Below are 15522 nucleotides of genomic sequence, written 5' to 3'. Positions count from 1 at the left end.
TACGCCTTTTGCGCATCGCCTTCCGGCACTGGACGAAGAGTCCTACGTCACAGCCATAGTCGCCGAGCGAACTGGCCGCTATCCTAACACCCCCGCGCCCGCTGACGCTAAGCAGGCCGTCTCCAAGGTTCAAATCACGAATGAATGCTCTAGCCCGCTGTGCCGCAGGCCTGCTGCTCGGCACAATCTGTTTGCCCTTCGCCGCACTGGCTGCCGATCCACAACCCACCACCGAATTCACGCTGGACAACGGCCTGAAGGTCGTCGTGCGTGAAGATCACCGCGCACCGGTCGTGGTTTCCCAGGTCTGGTACAAGGTTGGCTCCAGCTACGAGACGCCTGGCCAGACGGGCCTGTCCCATGCGCTGGAACACATGATGTTCAAGGGCAGCTCGAAGGCGGGTCCCGGCGAAGCATCGCTGATCCTGCGCGACCTGGGCGCGGAAGAGAACGCGTTCACCAGCGACGACTACACCGCTTATTACCAAGTGCTCGCCCGCGATCGACTGGCCGTTGCCTTCGAACTGGAAGCCGACCGCATGGCCACCCTGCGCCTGCCCCCTGAAGAGTTCGCGCGGGAGATCGAAGTCATCAAGGAAGAGCGACGCCTGCGCACCGATGACAAGCCGAACGCCAAGGCCTACGAGCGCTTCAAGGCCATCGCCTACCCCGCCAGCGGCTACCACACGCCGACCATTGGCTGGATGGCCGACCTTGAGCGTATGAAGGTTGAGGAGCTGCGCCACTGGTATGAATCCTGGTACGTACCCAACAACGCCACGCTGGTGGTGGTCGGTGACGTGAAGCCCGATGAGGTGAAAGCCTTGGCTGAGCGCTTCTTCGGTCCGGTTCCGCGCCGCGATGTACCGCCGTCGAAAAAGCCGCTGGAGCTGGCCGAGCCTGGCCTGCGCCAGATCACCGTGCATGTCGCCACGCAGATGCCGAGCCTGATGTATGGCTTCAATGTGCCGAGCCTGGCCACCGCCACCGATCCTCAGTCGGTCAACGCACTGCGCCTGATTTCGGCCTTGCTCGACGGCGGCTATAGCGCGCGCATTCCGACGCGTCTGGAGCGTGGCGAAGAGCTGGTAACCGGCGCCTCATCCGATTACGACGCCTACACCCGCGGCGACAGCCTGTTCACCATCAGCGCCACGCCCAATCAGCAGAAGAAGAAAACCCTCGCCGACGCTGAAGCCGGCATCTGGCGCCTGCTCGACGAGCTGAAAACCAAGCCGCCCGCCAAGGAAGAGCTGGAACGGGTCCGGGCCCAGGTGATCGCCGGATTGGTTTATGAGCGTGATTCCATTACCAGTCAGGCCAGCACCATTGGCGAACTGGAAACGGTGGGCCTGTCCTGGAAGCTCATCGATCAGGAACTGGCAGCGCTGCAAAGCGTGACGCCGGAAGACATCCAGAAAGCTGCACGCACTTACTTCACCCGCGAGCGCCTTGCCGTTGCGCATGTTTTGCCTGAGGAGAAAGCCCAATGAGCCAGCGCAACGAATCCCGCTTTGCGCGAACGCGGGCCTGCTCATTCGCACTCGCCGTGACGTTTGGTCTGTTGGGTGCGGCATCGGCGATGGCAGAGACCGCCGCCGAAGCCCCGAAAGCCATCGACAAGGCCGCCGGTACGCTGGAATCCCTGAAAGAGCTGGACGGTAAAGCGCCGGCTCGTCGCTCGCTGAACATCCAGTCGTGGCATACCGCCGAAGGCGCTCGCGTGCTCTTCGTCGAAGCCCATGAGCTGCCGATGCTCGACATGCGCCTGCTGTTCGCGGCGGGCAGCAGCCAGGACGGCGCCAATCCCGGCATCGCGCTGGTCACCAACGCGATGCTCAACGAGGGCGTCAAAGGCAAGAACGTCAGCGCCATCGCCGAAGGTTTCGAAGGGCTGGGCGCTGATTTCGGCAACGGCTCCTATCGCGACATGGCGATCGCTTCGCTGCGCAGCCTGAGCGCCGCTGACAAACGCGAGCCTGCGTTGAAATTGTTTGCCGAAGTGGTGGGCAAACCGACGTTCCCGGCGGACTCGCTGGCGCGGATCAAAAATCAGCTGCTGGCGAGCTTCGAATATCAAAAGCAGAACCCTGGCAAGCTCGCAGGCGATGAGCTGTTCAAGCGGTTGTACGGCGATCATCCCTACGCGCATCCGAGCATGGGCACGGCCAAAAGCATCGCGCCTCTGACCTTGGCTCAACTGAAGGCCTTTCATGCCAAGGCCTACGCCGCTGGCAACGCAGTGATTGCGGTGGCCGGAGACCTGACGCGAGTGGAAGCCGAAGCCGTTGCGGCGCAAGTTTCCGCTGCGCTCCCCAAAGGTCCGGCGCTGGCACAAACCGTCGCACCCACCGAACCCAAACCGAGTGAAACCCACATCGAGTTTCCGTCCAAGCAGACGCACCTGATGCTGGCTGAACTGGGCATTACCCGAGGCGATCCTGACTACGCGGCTCTGTCACTGGGCAACTCGATCCTCGGTGGCGGCGGCTTCGGCAGCCGTCTGATGACCGAAGTACGGGAAAAACGCGGCCTGACCTACGGTGTGTCTTCAGGCTTCACGCCGATGCAGGCACAGGGTCCATTCATGATCAGCCTGCAGACCCGGGCCGAACTGAGTGAAAACACCCTCAAGCTGGTCAAGGACATCACCCGTGACTTCCTTGCCAACGGCCCGACCCAGAAAGAACTCGACGATGCCAAGCGCGAACTGGCCGGCAGCTTTCCACTGGCGACTGCCAGCAATGCGGCCATCGTTGGCCAACTGGGCGCGGTCGGCTTCTATAATCTGCCGCTGACCTACCTTGAAGATTTCATGACGCAGTCCCAGAGCGTCACGGTCGAGCAGATCAAGACCGTGATGAACAAACATCTGGACGCTGACAAGCTGGTGATCGTGACTGCAGGTCCGACCGTCCCGCAGAAGCCACTGCCGCCCCCTACTGACAAACCCGCCGAGCAACCGCTCGGCGTTCCGGAGCACTGATGACCTCGACTTCCAAGCCGCCGCGTATCCACAAAGGGCACAAAATCCACACGGGCCTCGGCCAACTGCGGATCATCGGCGGCGAATGGCGCAGTCGGCGTCTGAGTTTCCCTGACGCCCCCGGTCTGCGCCCAACGCCGGACCGTGTGCGTGAAACCCTGTTCAACTGGCTGGCGCCGTACATCGAAGGCGCGCGCGTCCTCGATCCGTTCGCCGGCAGTGGCGCGCTGTACCTTGAAGCCCTGTCCCGCGGCGCCAGCATGGGTCTGGCGCTGGACACCAACTCGATGGCGATCTCCAGCCTGCGTGAACACCTCGGCACGCTGCGTTGCACCGTCGGCAAAACCGCGACCGGCGACGCGCTTCGCCATCTGGAAACCCAGCCGGCCGAGCAGTTCGACGTGGTGTTCCTCGACCCGCCGTTCCACCAGGACTTGCTGATGCCTGCCTGCACGCTGCTGGAAGAGCGCAACTGGCTGGCGGACAGCGCGTGGATCTACACCGAAAGCGAAACCGCGCCGTCGACGCTGGGCATGCCCGCCAACTGGCGCCTGCACCGTGAAAAGAAAGCCGGTCAGGTTCACTACGCGGTGTGGGAACGCAGTGCCGTCGCGAGCTGACTTTCCCGGGTTCGCCCCGGCGTTCGGCCTGGGCAACCCGCATTTGCAGACGCTGTGGGGACCGCTCTGGCGGCCGACCACTCACCTCGAGCGCCGGCGCGAGCGCATCTGGCTGGAAGACGGCGATTTCCTCGACATGGACTGGCACGGCATGCACGACGCCACTGTGCCGGTCGTGCTCGTGCTGCACGGTTTGACCGGTTCGTCCAACTCCCCCTATGTCGCCGGGCTGCAGCACGCCATGGAAAAACGTGGCTGGGCGAGTGTCGCCCTCAACTGGCGAGGCTGTTCAGGGGAGCCGAACCTGTTGCCCCGCAGCTATCACTCCGGCGCCAGCGAAGACCTGCCGCCGTGATCGATCATCTGCGCAAGGCCCGACCGTTGGCGCCGCTTTACGCTGTCGGGTACTCCCTCGGCGGCAACATCTTGCTCAAGCACCTCGGCGAAACCGGGCTCAACAGCCACCTGCAAGGCGCTGCGGCGGTATCGGTGCCGTTTCGTCTTGACGAATGCGCCGACCGGATCGGGCTGGGCTTCTCTAAAGTCTATCAACGCCACTTCATGCGCGAGATGGTCGGCTACATCAAGGACAAGCAGAGACGCTTTCAGCATGAAGGCCTCAGCGATGGGCTGGCAGAACTGGCAGCCCTGGGTTCGCTGAAAGACATGCGCACGTTCTGGGATTTCGACGGGCGCGTGACAGCGCCGCTCAATGGATTCGTGGACGCCCATGATTATTACCGGCGCGCTTCCAGTCGGTACTTCCTGGGCGCCATCCGCACGCCAACCCTGCTTATTCAATCCCTTGATGACCCGTTCGTGTTCAAACACAGCTTGCCTGAAGCCTCTGAGCTGTCACCCAGCACCGAGTTCGACCTGCAGAAAAAAGGCGGCCATGTGGGTTTTGTCGGCGGCACGATCAGAACGCCGACGTATTACCTGGAACAACGGATTCCGGCGTGGCTGACGGACGTCCATGGCTCGCAGATAAACCGCTAACGCCTGCACGATCGTTCAAGACACTTATGCGCCACCCGCTTACCATCCGGGGCATAAGGAGAAAAACCATGTCCCGTGATCAATTCTTCGTCCGCGGCCTTCGCGACAGCGTGCCGATGCTGGTCGGCATTGCCCCATTCGGCATTATCTTCGGCACCCTCGCCGGTGTGGGTGGGCTGACGCTGTGGCAGGCGGTCGGCATGTCGATGTTCGTTTACGCAGGATCGGCGCAGTTCATCGTCATCAGCCTGATGGGCGCCGGGGCCGGCGCGGTGGTGATTCTGTTGACGACGTTCATCGTCAATCTGCGCCATGTGCTGTACAGCGCCACCTTGCAGCCTCGGGTTCAGGGCCTGCCCCAGCGCTGGCGTTTGTTGCTGGCGTTCTGGCTGACGGACGAAACCTTCGCCATCGTTCAACGCCACTACCTGGTCCACGGCCGGACGCCGCTCGCGCATTGGTACTGGCTGGGCGTGGCGAGCTCGCTATATGCCTGCTGGGTGAGCAGCTCACTGGTAGGCGTGCTGTTTGGTCAGGCTTTTCCCGACATGGCCAGTTGGGGCCTAGAATTCGCGATGCTGGCAACTTTCATCGGCATCGTCGTGCCCCTGCTGCGCAACCAGCCGCAGATCGCCGCCGCGTTGGTCGCTGGCGCGGTTGCCCTGCTGACCTGGTCGTGGCCCTACAAGCTGGGGCTCATGGCCGCAGCGTTCAGTGGTATCGCGGCGGGGGTGTTTCTGGAAAGACGGCAGGCAGAAAGGCAGGACGACGTGACCCCGAACGAGGTGCGCCCATGACGTACTGGTGGCTGATTCTGGGCATGGCTGCGATCACCTTTCTGATGCGCTACAGCCTGTTCGCCTGGCCGAACCTGCGTTTCCCGCCGCTGGTGCGCCAAGGCCTGCATTACGTACCCACCGCCGTGCTGACCGCCATCGTCGTGCCCGGCATGTTGCTGCCCGACGGCGCGCACTGGCAGCTGTCCCTGGACAACGCCTACTTGCTGGCCGGGATCGTGTCGATTGGCATTGCGGCCATCAGCCGCAATCTTCTGGCAACCATCGGCGGCGGATTGCTGGTGTTTTTCTTGCTGCGCTGGGCGATAGGCCAGATGTGAGGCCCACACGCCACCACCTTAGTCGCCGGTCGCGACGCCGCGCTGCGGATCATTGATCCACTCGCTCCACGACCCCGCGTACAGCGCCCCCAACGGATACCCGGCGAGGGCCAGGGCAAACAGGTTGTGACAGGCCGTCACGCCAGAACCGCAATAGGCGACGAGCGCATGGGCAGGACGGCCTTGCAAGGCCTCGGCAAACCGCTGCTTCAGCTGTTCTGCCGGGAGAAAGCGGCCGTCCGGCCCAAGGTTGTCGGTGAATGCCGCGCACTGCGCGCCGGGAATGTGCCCCGCAATAGGATCGATGGGCTCCACCTCACCCCGGAACCGCGCGGGTGCACGTGCGTCGATCAGCGTCAGGGCGGGATCGCCGATGCGCAGTTGCACCTGCTCGGCCGTCAGCACCATCGAGTCATCCGGCACGCCGTCGAATGAACCCTCGGGTTGGTGCGGCGGATCAAGACTCAGCGGCAAGCCCGCCGCATGCCAGGCCTTGAGCCCACCATCCAGCACATACACACCGTCGCGCTTGCCCAGCCACGCCAGCAACCACCAGGCTCGGGCGGCATAAGCACCCGGCCCATCGTCGTACAGCACGATATCGCTCTGATTGTTCACACCCCAGAACCGCAAGTGCTCGATCAGCGTCTGCGGATCCGGCAGCGGGTGGCGACCGGTGACACCTTTGGTGATGGCCCCACTGAGATCATTGAGCAAGTCAGCGTAGGAAGCGCCTTCGATATGGCCCTCTGCGTAGCTGCGCTGGCCGTAGTCCAAATCGTCCAGCGACGAACGACAATCCAGTATCACAAGCCCGGGCTGGGTCAGGCGTTCTGACAATTGTTGCGGGCTGATCAATTGCGCGATGGACATGACAGGCTCCTGCAGGCAGTAAAAAAGGGCGATATGACAATCGATTGAAAAGGCATGGCCGAGTCAGCCAGCGTCTTCCAGTGCCTTGGCCAATGGCACATAAAACTCCGCGCACAGCGCATTCACCGCTTCCCGCGCCTGGGGCGTGACGTAGGCCAGTTCCAGCATCAGCACCTGATAGACCCCGCGACGAATCGCGTCCTCATTCAGATGGGCGGCGTTTTCCCGCGTGGTGCACAGAAAACGTACCCATGACGTGAGGATGATCCACGCATTGAGCGTCAGCGATTCGATCTGGACCTTGTCCATGCTCAGGATCTGCGCGTCGACAAAGCCGCTGTAAATGGACATCGCCTTGATCAGGCAGTGCTGGGAAAAGCGCCGGTAACGCACCGCCAGCTCAGGGTCGGTTTCAAGCAGGTGCTCGAGGTCGCGATGCAGAAAACGGTAGCGCCACATGCCGTCGAGAATCGCCATCAGGTAATGGCGCTTGTCTTCAACACCTGGCAGACGGCCCTTGGGCGGGTGAAGAAAGCTGTCGACCAGCGTTTCGTATTCAGTGAACAACTCGGCGATGATCGCCTGCTTGTTGGGGAAGTGGTAGTACAGATTGCCGGGCGACATTTCCATGTGCGCAGCGATGTGATTAGTGCTGACGCTGCGCTCGCCCTGCTGATTGAAAAGCTCCAGGCTGCTGTGCACGATGCGTTCACGGGTGTTGATGCGTACGGTTTTGATGCGCGGCGCCATGTTCAACTCGAACGTCGAAACGTAACAGGGATGTGCCGGATCTTAACGCAAGCGCCGGGCCCGTTGCAGACTTCATCGCTCCACGGCAGTCGCCACCCTGAGCCGAACCACCGCTGCCACGCCCACGCCGAGCACGGCTGCCGCCAGCGCGTTGATCAAAATGACCCCGCGCAGCCCAATCGGCGCCGTCAGCACCCCGACCAACAGACCGGCAAGCGGCTGCGACAGATTGTTCAGCAGCGTGATGACGCCGACGGTCTTGCCGAAGTCGCGCGCCGGGATCACCCGCTGACGAATGCTGCGCATGTACACGTTGAACATCTTGTCGAAGCCGACGATCAGCAGAAAGCCGACAAGGTAGACCTCGGATGACGCACTCGTGGCGGTAACGAATGCCCCCAGCAGCAAGGCGATGTATGACATCGCACCGAGCAGTTTTAGCGGCAGGCTGATCCGCGCAAGGACAAACAGAATCGCGATGGTCAGCAAGGCGCCCGCCGCCTGCAGACCGGCGTAGAAATCTTTGCTCTCGCCAAACGAGCCGATCACCATGGCCGCCGAGCTGGCCAGGGTGACGCCGACGATGAGGTTGACGCCAACCGCCAGCAAGATGATTTTCTTCAGCTCGGCCAATCGGAAGATGTGGCCGAAGGCGATTTTCAGTGGCTGGGTCCAGATATCCGCATGCTGATCGAAGCGCTCCAGCGTGACATCGCTGTTACGTTGCCAGACGCGCATGGCGAGATCCGCCGCAACGAAAACCAGCGCCACACCGATGACAACGCCCCACCAGGGACAGATCTCCAGCGCCAGCGCCGCCAGCACAGGGCCGAGCACCAGGCCGGTCTGGTCGGCGATCTGAGAGTAGGAGAGCGTTTTGCCGTAGCGGTAATCCGGGAAAATATGCGGCATCACCACTTCCCGGGCCATGATCCCCTGGGTGGTCAGGACGCCGCAGATCGCCGACAGCCCGATCAGCCAGCCGATGCCGCCAAACAGGCCGTACAGCCCCATCGCGACCAGACAGATCAACGCGCGGTAGATCTGGCTGATATGCAGCAGCCGGATGGGCGAGTACTTGTCGCACAGCGCGCCGCAAATCGGGAAGGCAAGGAAGCGCGGCAATGTCTCGACGAAGAACGCCAGCCCCGCCAGGGACGCGCTGTTGGTGGTTTGAAAGACAATCAGCGGCACCAGAAACAGCAGAACCTGATCGGCGAGGCGGGAGAGAAACAGGGAAATGAAAAACGCCAGATAGTCCGTGCGCATTGAGACTCCGTGTCAGGTGGTGCAGGGCGGCAGTTCAGTTTTAGCCGGGACAGTCTGGCGTGAGCCTGCGAGCGAATGCAAGGACCGTTGACTTCGTAGAGCAATGACTCTAAAAACCATTGCATAACGTTAATAAGGACTGCCGCGATGCCCGTCGAATCCAAGCTTCTGCCCTTTGCAGACGATGCACCTCCCTTTCGCTGCAGCTTGGAGCAGGTATTTGACGAACAACGTCGCGCATTCGCCGCCAATCCGATGCCGACGCTGCAAGAACGCAGGCAATGGCTCGACCGCCTGCACACGCTGCTCAGCTCCGAGCGTCAGGCGATCATTGACGCGATCAGCGCTGATTTCAGCCACCGCAGCGCCGATGAAACGCTCCTCGCCGAGCTGATGCCCTGCCTGCACAACATCCGCCATGCCCAGCGCCATTTGACGAAATGGATGCGGCCTTCGCGCCGAAGCGTCGGCCTGGCGTTCCAGCCCGCCAGCGCGAAAGTCGTTTACCAGCCGTTAGGCGTGATTGGCGTGGTGGTGCCGTGGAATTACCCGCTGTATCTGGCCATCGGGCCGCTGGTGGGCGCGTTGGCGGCGGGTAACCGCGTGATGCTCAAGCTCAGCGAATCCACGCCCGCCACCGGCGCGTTGCTAAAAAGCCTGCTGGCACGAGAGTTTGCGGAGGATCACGTCGGGGTTGTGCTGGGCGAGGCGGAGGTCGGCGCGGCCTTTTCGAAGTTGCCGTTTGATCACTTATTGTTCACGGGCGCCACCAGCGTCGGGCGGCATGTCATGCGCGCGGCGGCGGAAAACCTCACGCCCGTGACGCTGGAGCTGGGCGGCAAATCCCCCGCTATCGTGTCCCGCGACGTGCCACTCAAGGACGCCGCCGAACGCATCGCTTTCGGCAAAACCCTCAACGCCGGACAAACCTGCGTAGCGCCCGACTACGTGCTGGTGCCCAGGGATCGCGTTGACGAATTCGTCGAATCCTACAAGGAAGCCGTCACGCGGTTTTATCCCACGCTGGCCGACAACCCGGACTACACCGCGATCATCAATCAGCGGCATGTCGCACGCCTGAATTCATATCTCGCCGACGCGCAACTCAAAGGCGCTCGGGTGATTCAGCTGTTCGCCGAGGGGCAGGACCGCAGAATGCCGTTCAGCCTGATTCTGGATGTGAGCGACGACATGCTGATCATGCAGGACGAGATCTTCGGTCCGCTGCTGCCGATCGTGCCCTACGACCAGATCGAGCACGCGTTCGCCTACATCAATCAGCGTCCAAGGCCACTGGCGCTGTACTACTTCGGCTACGACCGACATGAACAGAACTGCGTGCTGGAGCAGACGCATTCGGGCGGCGTCTGCCTGAATGACACCCTGCTGCATGTCGCCCAGGACGACTTGCCTTTCGGCGGCATCGGCGCGTCGGGCATGGGCCATTACCACGGGCACGAAGGGTTTCTGACGTTCAGCCATGCCAAAGGCGTGTTGATCAAACGACGCTTCAACGCCGCACGCCTGATCTACCCGCCCTATGGAAAGGCGATCCAGAAATTGATTCAGCGACTGTTCGTACGCTGACATGTTTGCGAATCCCGACTGACAGAACACGGCCCGCAGGACCGGCTGTGGAACACTGTGGGACCGGCTTAGCCGGGAATGCATTTGGCGTCACGCCGCAAATCTGATGGCGCCCACATTGGCCCCTTCCCGGCTGAAGCCGGTCCCACTATTTGAACGCGGTCATCCTGTAGGACTGGCTTTAGCCGGGAAGGCGTCTCGCGTCACGCCGTAAAACCAAGGGTTATCACACCAGAACGCCTACTCCAAACTTGCGCGACTTGGCCGGCCCAGCGTGCTGCGCTACCATCCAGTCCCCAACGAACTCCGACCAGGACGACGCGATGAACCGAGTGTTGTACCCCGGCACCTTCGACCCGATCACCAAGGGTCATGGCGATCTGGTCGAGCGCGCTTCGCGCCTGTTCGATCAAGTGGTCATTGCCGTCGCCGCCAGCCCCAAGAAAAACCCCCTGTTTCCGCTGGAGCAACGGGTTGCGCTTGCTCGCGAAGCGACCAAACACCTGCACAACGTGGAAGTCGTAGGATTTTCGACGCTGCTGGCGCACTTCGCCCAGGAGCAGAACGCCAACATCCTGCTGCGCGGCCTGCGTGCGGTGTCGGATTTCGAGTACGAATTTCAGCTCGCCAACATGAACAAGCAACTGGCCCCTGATATCGAAAGTCTTTTTCTTACACCGTCCGAACGCTATTCGTTCATTTCATCTACGCTGGTCAGGGAAATCGCAGCGTTAGGTGGTGATATCACCAAATTCGTCCACCCCGCCGTGGCCCAGGCGCTGAGCGAACGCTTCAAAAAAGCCTGAGGCCTTGCGTCGAGGCGAGGTGCATACCGAGCGCTAATGCGGCACAATCCGCCGCATTCGTTTTGATATGCCCCGGTGTCGACCGTGGCAGGAGTATCCATGTCCCTGATCATCACCGACGATTGCATCAACTGCGACGTCTGCGAACCCGAGTGCCCGAACGAAGCGATTTCCCAGGGTGAAGAGATCTACGTGATCAATCCCAACCTGTGCACCGAATGCGTGGGTCACTATGACGAGCCGCAGTGCCAGCAAGTCTGCCCTGTGGACTGCATCCCGCTGGATGAAAACCACGTGGAGAGCAAGGACGAGCTCATGGCCAAGTACAACCTGATCACCAGCAAGGCATAAACGAACGCATATCCTGTCGGCATACGTGCTTTCGCCGAAGACGCTGGCTTAACGCCTGTTGAATTGAGCGAGATACGCATGATCTCTATGCTGGAACGGATACCTGTTTTGTCAGGCGCAGTGTTTCTGCTGTGCGTTTTTTCGGCGCAGGCCAGCCCCGATCACCCTGATCAGGCCGCCATAGCCAGTCCGCACCCCATCGCGACGGCCGCCGGTCAGGAAATCCTGGTCGACGGCGGCAACGCATTCGATGCCGCAATCGCCATCAGCGCGACGCTTGCGGTCGTGGAGCCCTACGGTTCAGGCCTCGGCGGCGGCGGGTTTTTCCTGCTGCGCCAGTCCGGCGACTCCGTTCAGTATCAGTTTCTCGACGCGCGCGAAAAAGCGCCGCTCAAATCCAAACCCAAGATGTTTCACCGCAAAGGCATCCTCCAGCCGGACCTGTCCCTTAACGGACCTCTGGCGGCCGCGATTCCCGGGCTTCCCGCTGCGCTGGTCGAACTCGCCGAACGCTATGGCCGATTGCCGCTTTCGATCTCGCTGGCGCCCGCCATTCGCGTCGCCTACTGCGGCTTCAAAGTGGACAGCGTTTATCGCGAGCGCGCCAGTTGGCGGCTGTTCGCGCTGCGTAACAACAAGGAGAGCGCGCGCCTGTTCCTGCGCAACAACGACGTGCCGAATCTGGGCGACGTCATCACCCAGCCGGAACTGGCTCAGACGCTGGAGCGCCTTGCCGACAACGGCCGCGCCGGGTTCTACAGCGGACTGGTGGCGCAGGCAATGGTCAGCGGCGTTCGGCGCGCCGGCGGCATCTGGAATTACCACGACTTCGAAGAATATGAAGTCGTCACGCGCACGCCTCTGCGCTTTCAGATGGCCGACCAGCGCGAACTGATCAGCGCACCGCCGCCCTCGGCAGGTGGCATGGCTCTGGCGCAAAGCCTGTTCATGCTGCAGCAGCTGCCATGGCGGGAATCAGGAAAAATCCAGCAAGCGCACTTTGTTATCGAGGCACTGCGCCGCGCCTACCGTGATCGCGTGTTGCTGGGTGACCCGGACTTCGTGCCCAACCCGGTAGCTCAGCTGCTCTCCCCCGACTACTTGCTGCAACTCACCACCAGCATCGACCCCCACCGCGCCACGCCCAACAACATTCTGCCGCCCGCCCCGCGCTGGCGTGAGGGCGACAACACCAGCCATTTCGCCGTACTGGACAACAAAGGCAACGCCGTCACGGCGACACTCTCGCTGAATCTGCCCTTCGGCTCCGCATTCACCGTGCCCGGCACCGGGATCATCCTCAACGATGAAATGGACGACTTTGCCATCGACCCCAAAGGCCAAAGCACCTCGGAGGCGGCAGGCGGTCACGCCAACGCCATCGAGCCGGGCAAGCGGCCCCTGTCAAGCATGAGCCCTAGCTTTATCGAAGGCCCGCAGTCGCTCGCCGCCTTCGGCACCCCGGGCGGCAGCCGTATCCCCAGCATGGTGCTGCTGTCGATGCTGCAATACCTGGATGATCAGCCGATTGCCCGCTGGGCATCAACGCCGCGCTATCACCATCAGTACACGCCGGATATGGTCGAGTACGAGCCGGGGACATTCACGGAGCAGGAACTGGCCGACCTGCGCGAGCGTGGTTACGCGCTAAAGGAGACGGCGAAGGATTTTGGCAACCAGCAGGTATTGTTGTGGCACAAGAACAGTGCCCGGGTTGAAGCGGCCAGTGATCCACGCGGCATTGGCGTGTCGACGACCTTCAAACCCGACGCCGCACTGAAGCTGATGCGAGCCTGCGCAGATCAGTCCTGCTTGCCGTAACCATCGCCGGTGCAACCCAGGCAGCGGACAAATGCCGCCTTGCCCGGATCCACGACCAGCGCCTTGCCGGTGCGGCCAATACCGCCACCGGCGGCGGTAAACGGCAATGCAACCACAAACAACCCGGCGCCAATGACGGTGGCAACGATGAGGATCGGCCGCGCAATCAGCAGGTCGCCGATCATCGCGTAGGCAGGAGGGCTTTCGATTTCGTAGACGGGATCACCACTGCCGGTCGCGTCCTGAGCCAGCGCAGGTGTGAATTGCAAGCCGAAGAACACGGCCAACGTGGCAGCAAGCATGCGAAACGGGCTCATGGCATGGTCCTTCAGGCTAAGGCAGATATGAAGCTGTTCACTATAAACAGGGCGCGGGCTTACGCAAGGGGCGGCGTGTCTCCCTGACGACACACGCCCTGTAGGAGACGTCGGATAAACCTAGGCGATCAAGCGGCGGTCAGTACTTCTGTCGCTGTCGGGAATTACTTCTGGCACTTCGGGCAGTAAACGCTGGCCCGCTGACCCAGCTTCACTTCTCGCAGCGTGGTCCCGCAGACCTTGCACGGCTGCTCGCCGCGGCCGTACGCGAACAACTCCTGCTGGAAGTAGCCGGGCTGGCCGTCGCCGCCGATGAAATCCCGCAGCGTCGTCCCGCCTCGCTCGATGGCGGCGGCCAGGATGCGTTTGATTTCAATCGCCAGCTTTATATAGCGCGCCTTGGAAACGCTCCCGGCGGCACGGCGCGGATCGATTCCGGCGGCAAACAGGGCTTCGGTCGCATAGATGTTGCCGACGCCCACCACGATTGCGTTGTCCATGATGAACGGCTTGACTGCCATCGCCCGGCCGCGAGACAGCTCGAACAGACGCAAACCGTCGAACACGTCCGTCAGCGGCTCGGGCCCGAGGCGCGCGAGCAATTCATGGTTGAGCGGATCGAGGCTCCAGAGCATGGCGCCGAAACGCCGAGGGTCTGTGTAGCGCAAGGCCAGGCCGGACTCGAGTTCGATGTCGACGTGCTCATGCTTGAGCGGCGGCAGACCGGCGTCCACCAAGCGCAGATTGCCCGACATGCCGAGATGGCTGATCAAGGTGCCGACCTCCGCCTGGATCAGCAGATACTTGGCACGGCGCTCGACGGCCACGATTTTCTGCCCCGACAGGCGCACGTCGAGGTCTTCGGGGATCGGCCAGCGCAGACGACGATCGCGCACGATCACCCGGCTGACGCGCTGGCCCACCAGATGCGGTGCAATGCCCCGACGAGTGGTTTCGACTTCAGGTAATTCAGGCATGGGGCCGCTCGATGAAGGGTGAGGTCAGGCGCGCAGGGTCAGTGCGCACTCAGCTCACGAATACTTTCTTTGAGGTTTTCGAAGTCATAGTCAGAGAATCCGACGTAGTCGAGCACCAGAGGACCAATGCTGTTCCACTCGTGGTCGACGGGCTCGTTGCCCAGGACGCGGTGAGATTCGCACACATGCTCGGCCATTTTCAGCACGGCCAGCATGTTCTTCAGTGGCGCGTTGCGACCCGAGTCGTCCTGAAAAATCGCCAGCGCATTGTGGTGATTGGCGATTGCGTTGCTGACATGTTCGGGCAAACGCCAGGACTTGGCGGTGAAATAACCGACAACGGCGTGGTTGGTGTTCAGCAGCCTGTTCTCGGTGTCGACTACGCGGCACTCGGCGGTGGCGTTGGAATACGCTTCTTCGAGCACGCTCATGTAATCGGGGAAACGCTTGATCATCAGCGGCACGCCGCAGTCATGAAACAGACCCAGCGCGTAGGATTCGTCCACGGTTTGAGAGCCGATGCGCTTAGCGATCGTCAAACTGGTCATCGCAACGTCCTGGGCGGTATCCCAGAAACGGTTAAGCACGACGATGGTTTCGTCGCTCATCTCGCCCTTGATCGACTGCGCGTTGATCAGGTTGATGACCGAGCGACTGCCGAGCAGATTAACCGCGCGCTGGATCGAAGCGATTTTATTGCTCAGACCGTAATGGCTGGAATTCACGATTTTCAGCAGCGCGCCGGAGAGCCCCGGATCCTGGGCGATCAACCGGGCGATGGCACCCAGATCAGGGTCGGGCATGTACTGCTCCATCTGCAAATCCACCATGATTTGCGGCTGGGGCGGAACGCTGATGCCTTGTAACGCCTGCTGGATCTGCTCGGACGTAAGCTCTTGGGACATAACTTCACACTCGGGGTCAGGGCTCGATTCTAACCCCTCGCGCCCACGCATCAACAACTGTGTGACGATTCACCGGATCCGACGGACAGCCAGACGGTAATCGAGCATGGCGCGCCCGCCAGCAGGTTGACGCGCTATACTCCC

The 15522-nt window shown here is 61.8% G+C and carries 15 protein-coding genes and 1 pseudogene; 10 read left to right on the top strand and 6 right to left on the bottom strand.

All coding sequences use genetic code 11. From position 1 onward, the window contains the following. The first annotated feature begins 140 nt into the window (after positions 1-140). The 6 genes and pseudogenes from QWI20_RS18280 to QWI20_RS18255 all read left to right on the top strand — a co-directional run bounded on the left by QWI20_RS18280 (position 141) and on the right by QWI20_RS18255 (position 5722). Positions 141-1493 carry a M16 family metallopeptidase gene (locus QWI20_RS18280; protein ID WP_369306637.1) on the top strand — a complete coding sequence of 451 codons (1353 nt, stop codon included), beginning with the start codon at positions 141-143 and terminating at the stop codon, positions 1491-1493. Between the two features lie 56 nt (positions 1494-1549). Further along, on the top strand, positions 1550-2986 hold the full coding sequence (locus QWI20_RS18275; RefSeq protein ID WP_369306666.1) for a M16 family metallopeptidase: 1437 nt from the start codon (positions 1550-1552) through the stop codon (positions 2984-2986). Beyond that, entirely contained in the window at positions 2986-3606 is a 621-nt protein-coding gene (gene rsmD, locus QWI20_RS18270; RefSeq protein ID WP_065991110.1) for a 16S rRNA (guanine(966)-N(2))-methyltransferase RsmD, read from the top strand. The genes QWI20_RS18275 and rsmD overlap by 1 nt, the downstream gene beginning before the upstream one ends. Further along, positions 3590-4605: pseudogene (locus QWI20_RS18265) on the top strand (hydrolase). Before rsmD ends, QWI20_RS18265 begins: the two are co-directional and overlap by 17 nt. A 68-nt stretch (positions 4606-4673) precedes the next feature. Then, on the top strand, positions 4674-5402 hold the full coding sequence (locus tag QWI20_RS18260; RefSeq protein WP_369306636.1) for an AzlC family ABC transporter permease: 729 nt from the start codon (positions 4674-4676) through the stop codon (positions 5400-5402). After that, positions 5399-5722 (top strand): AzlD domain-containing protein, encoded by a 324-nt coding sequence (locus QWI20_RS18255; RefSeq protein WP_369306635.1) that lies wholly within the window; start codon positions 5399-5401, stop codon positions 5720-5722. The genes QWI20_RS18260 and QWI20_RS18255 overlap by 4 nt, the downstream gene beginning before the upstream one ends. An 18-nt stretch (positions 5723-5740) precedes the next feature. Here QWI20_RS18255 and QWI20_RS18250 read toward each other — a convergent pair whose 3' ends face one another. From QWI20_RS18250 to QWI20_RS18240, 3 genes are all read right to left on the bottom strand, one after another. Further along, the gene (locus tag QWI20_RS18250) at positions 5741-6595 is read right to left on the bottom strand and encodes a sulfurtransferase (RefSeq protein ID WP_369306634.1); all 855 of its coding nucleotides are present in this window, start codon (positions 6593-6595) and stop codon (positions 5741-5743) included. A gap of 63 nt (positions 6596-6658) precedes the next feature. Further along, entirely contained in the window at positions 6659-7345 is a 687-nt protein-coding gene (locus QWI20_RS18245; protein WP_065991100.1) for a TetR/AcrR family transcriptional regulator, read from the bottom strand. Between the two features lie 72 nt (positions 7346-7417). Then, on the bottom strand, positions 7418-8614 hold the full coding sequence (locus QWI20_RS18240; RefSeq protein WP_369306633.1) for an MFS transporter: 1197 nt from the start codon (positions 8612-8614) through the stop codon (positions 7418-7420). Between the two features lie 147 nt (positions 8615-8761). On the opposite strand from QWI20_RS18240, the gene QWI20_RS18235 reads away from it, so the two are divergent. From QWI20_RS18235 to ggt, 4 genes are all read left to right on the top strand, one after another. Then, positions 8762-10201, top strand: coding sequence for a coniferyl aldehyde dehydrogenase (locus tag QWI20_RS18235; protein WP_369306632.1), 1440 nt, complete (start codon positions 8762-8764; stop codon positions 10199-10201). A 323-nt stretch (positions 10202-10524) separates the two neighbouring features. Beyond that, on the top strand, positions 10525-11007 hold the full coding sequence (coaD, locus tag QWI20_RS18230) for a pantetheine-phosphate adenylyltransferase (protein ID WP_192172999.1): 483 nt from the start codon (positions 10525-10527) through the stop codon (positions 11005-11007). 99 nt (positions 11008-11106) lie between these two features. Then, on the top strand, positions 11107-11358 hold the full coding sequence (locus QWI20_RS18225; RefSeq protein WP_065991092.1) for a YfhL family 4Fe-4S dicluster ferredoxin: 252 nt from the start codon (positions 11107-11109) through the stop codon (positions 11356-11358). A gap of 87 nt (positions 11359-11445) precedes the next feature. Further along, on the top strand, positions 11446-13179 hold the full coding sequence (ggt, locus tag QWI20_RS18220; protein ID WP_369306665.1) for a gamma-glutamyltransferase: 1734 nt from the start codon (positions 11446-11448) through the stop codon (positions 13177-13179). On the opposite strand, the gene QWI20_RS18215 is transcribed toward ggt, so the two are convergent. The 3 genes from QWI20_RS18215 to QWI20_RS18205 form a co-directional block, all read right to left on the bottom strand. Next, positions 13161-13496, bottom strand: a complete 336-nt coding sequence (locus tag QWI20_RS18215) for a multidrug transporter (protein ID WP_192173001.1) — start codon at positions 13494-13496, stop codon at positions 13161-13163. The genes ggt and QWI20_RS18215 overlap by 19 nt on opposite strands. Positions 13497-13660: 164 nt before the next feature. Continuing rightward, positions 13661-14473, bottom strand: coding sequence for a bifunctional DNA-formamidopyrimidine glycosylase/DNA-(apurinic or apyrimidinic site) lyase (mutM, locus tag QWI20_RS18210; protein ID WP_172610045.1), 813 nt, complete (start codon positions 14471-14473; stop codon positions 13661-13663). Between the two features lie 38 nt (positions 14474-14511). Beyond that, positions 14512-15378 (bottom strand): HDOD domain-containing protein, encoded by an 867-nt coding sequence (locus QWI20_RS18205; RefSeq protein ID WP_192173003.1) that lies wholly within the window; start codon positions 15376-15378, stop codon positions 14512-14514. Positions 15379-15522: the final 144 nt, after the last annotated feature.

Origin of the sequence: Pseudomonas sp. W2-17 (genome assembly GCF_041060445.1) — a bacterium.
Classification (GTDB): domain Bacteria; phylum Pseudomonadota; class Gammaproteobacteria; order Pseudomonadales; family Pseudomonadaceae; genus Aquipseudomonas.
Note: the sequence above shows the minus strand (reverse complement) of the source record. Positions and strands in the feature narration are given on the sequence as shown.

What these genes read in the sequence shown, in the direction of transcription:
- QWI20_RS18250 (WP_369306634.1), bottom strand. Translation starts at nt 6,595, where the DNA reads ATGTCCATCGCGCAATTGATCAGCCCGCAACAATTGTCAGAACGCCTG.
- QWI20_RS18235 (WP_369306632.1), top strand. Translation starts at nt 8,762, where the DNA reads ATGCCCGTCGAATCCAAGCTTCTGCCCTTTGCAGACGATGCACCTCCC.
- QWI20_RS18225 (WP_065991092.1), top strand. Translation starts at nt 11,107, where the DNA reads ATGTCCCTGATCATCACCGACGATTGCATCAACTGCGACGTCTGCGAA.
- QWI20_RS18240 (WP_369306633.1), bottom strand. Translation starts at nt 8,614, where the DNA reads ATGCGCACGGACTATCTGGCGTTTTTCATTTCCCTGTTTCTCTCCCGC.
- mutM (WP_172610045.1), bottom strand. Translation starts at nt 14,473, where the DNA reads ATGCCTGAATTACCTGAAGTCGAAACCACTCGTCGGGGCATTGCACCG.
- ggt (WP_369306665.1), top strand. Translation starts at nt 11,446, where the DNA reads ATGCTGGAACGGATACCTGTTTTGTCAGGCGCAGTGTTTCTGCTGTGC.
- QWI20_RS18215 (WP_192173001.1), bottom strand. Translation starts at nt 13,496, where the DNA reads ATGAGCCCGTTTCGCATGCTTGCTGCCACGTTGGCCGTGTTCTTCGGC.
- coaD (WP_192172999.1), top strand. Translation starts at nt 10,525, where the DNA reads ATGAACCGAGTGTTGTACCCCGGCACCTTCGACCCGATCACCAAGGGT.
- QWI20_RS18205 (WP_192173003.1), bottom strand. Translation starts at nt 15,378, where the DNA reads ATGTCCCAAGAGCTTACGTCCGAGCAGATCCAGCAGGCGTTACAAGGC.
- QWI20_RS18255 (WP_369306635.1), top strand. Translation starts at nt 5,399, where the DNA reads ATGACGTACTGGTGGCTGATTCTGGGCATGGCTGCGATCACCTTTCTG.
- QWI20_RS18245 (WP_065991100.1), bottom strand. Translation starts at nt 7,345, where the DNA reads ATGGCGCCGCGCATCAAAACCGTACGCATCAACACCCGTGAACGCATC.
- rsmD (WP_065991110.1), top strand. Translation starts at nt 2,986, where the DNA reads ATGACCTCGACTTCCAAGCCGCCGCGTATCCACAAAGGGCACAAAATC.
- QWI20_RS18260 (WP_369306636.1), top strand. Translation starts at nt 4,674, where the DNA reads ATGTCCCGTGATCAATTCTTCGTCCGCGGCCTTCGCGACAGCGTGCCG.
- QWI20_RS18280 (WP_369306637.1), top strand. Translation starts at nt 141, where the DNA reads ATGAATGCTCTAGCCCGCTGTGCCGCAGGCCTGCTGCTCGGCACAATC.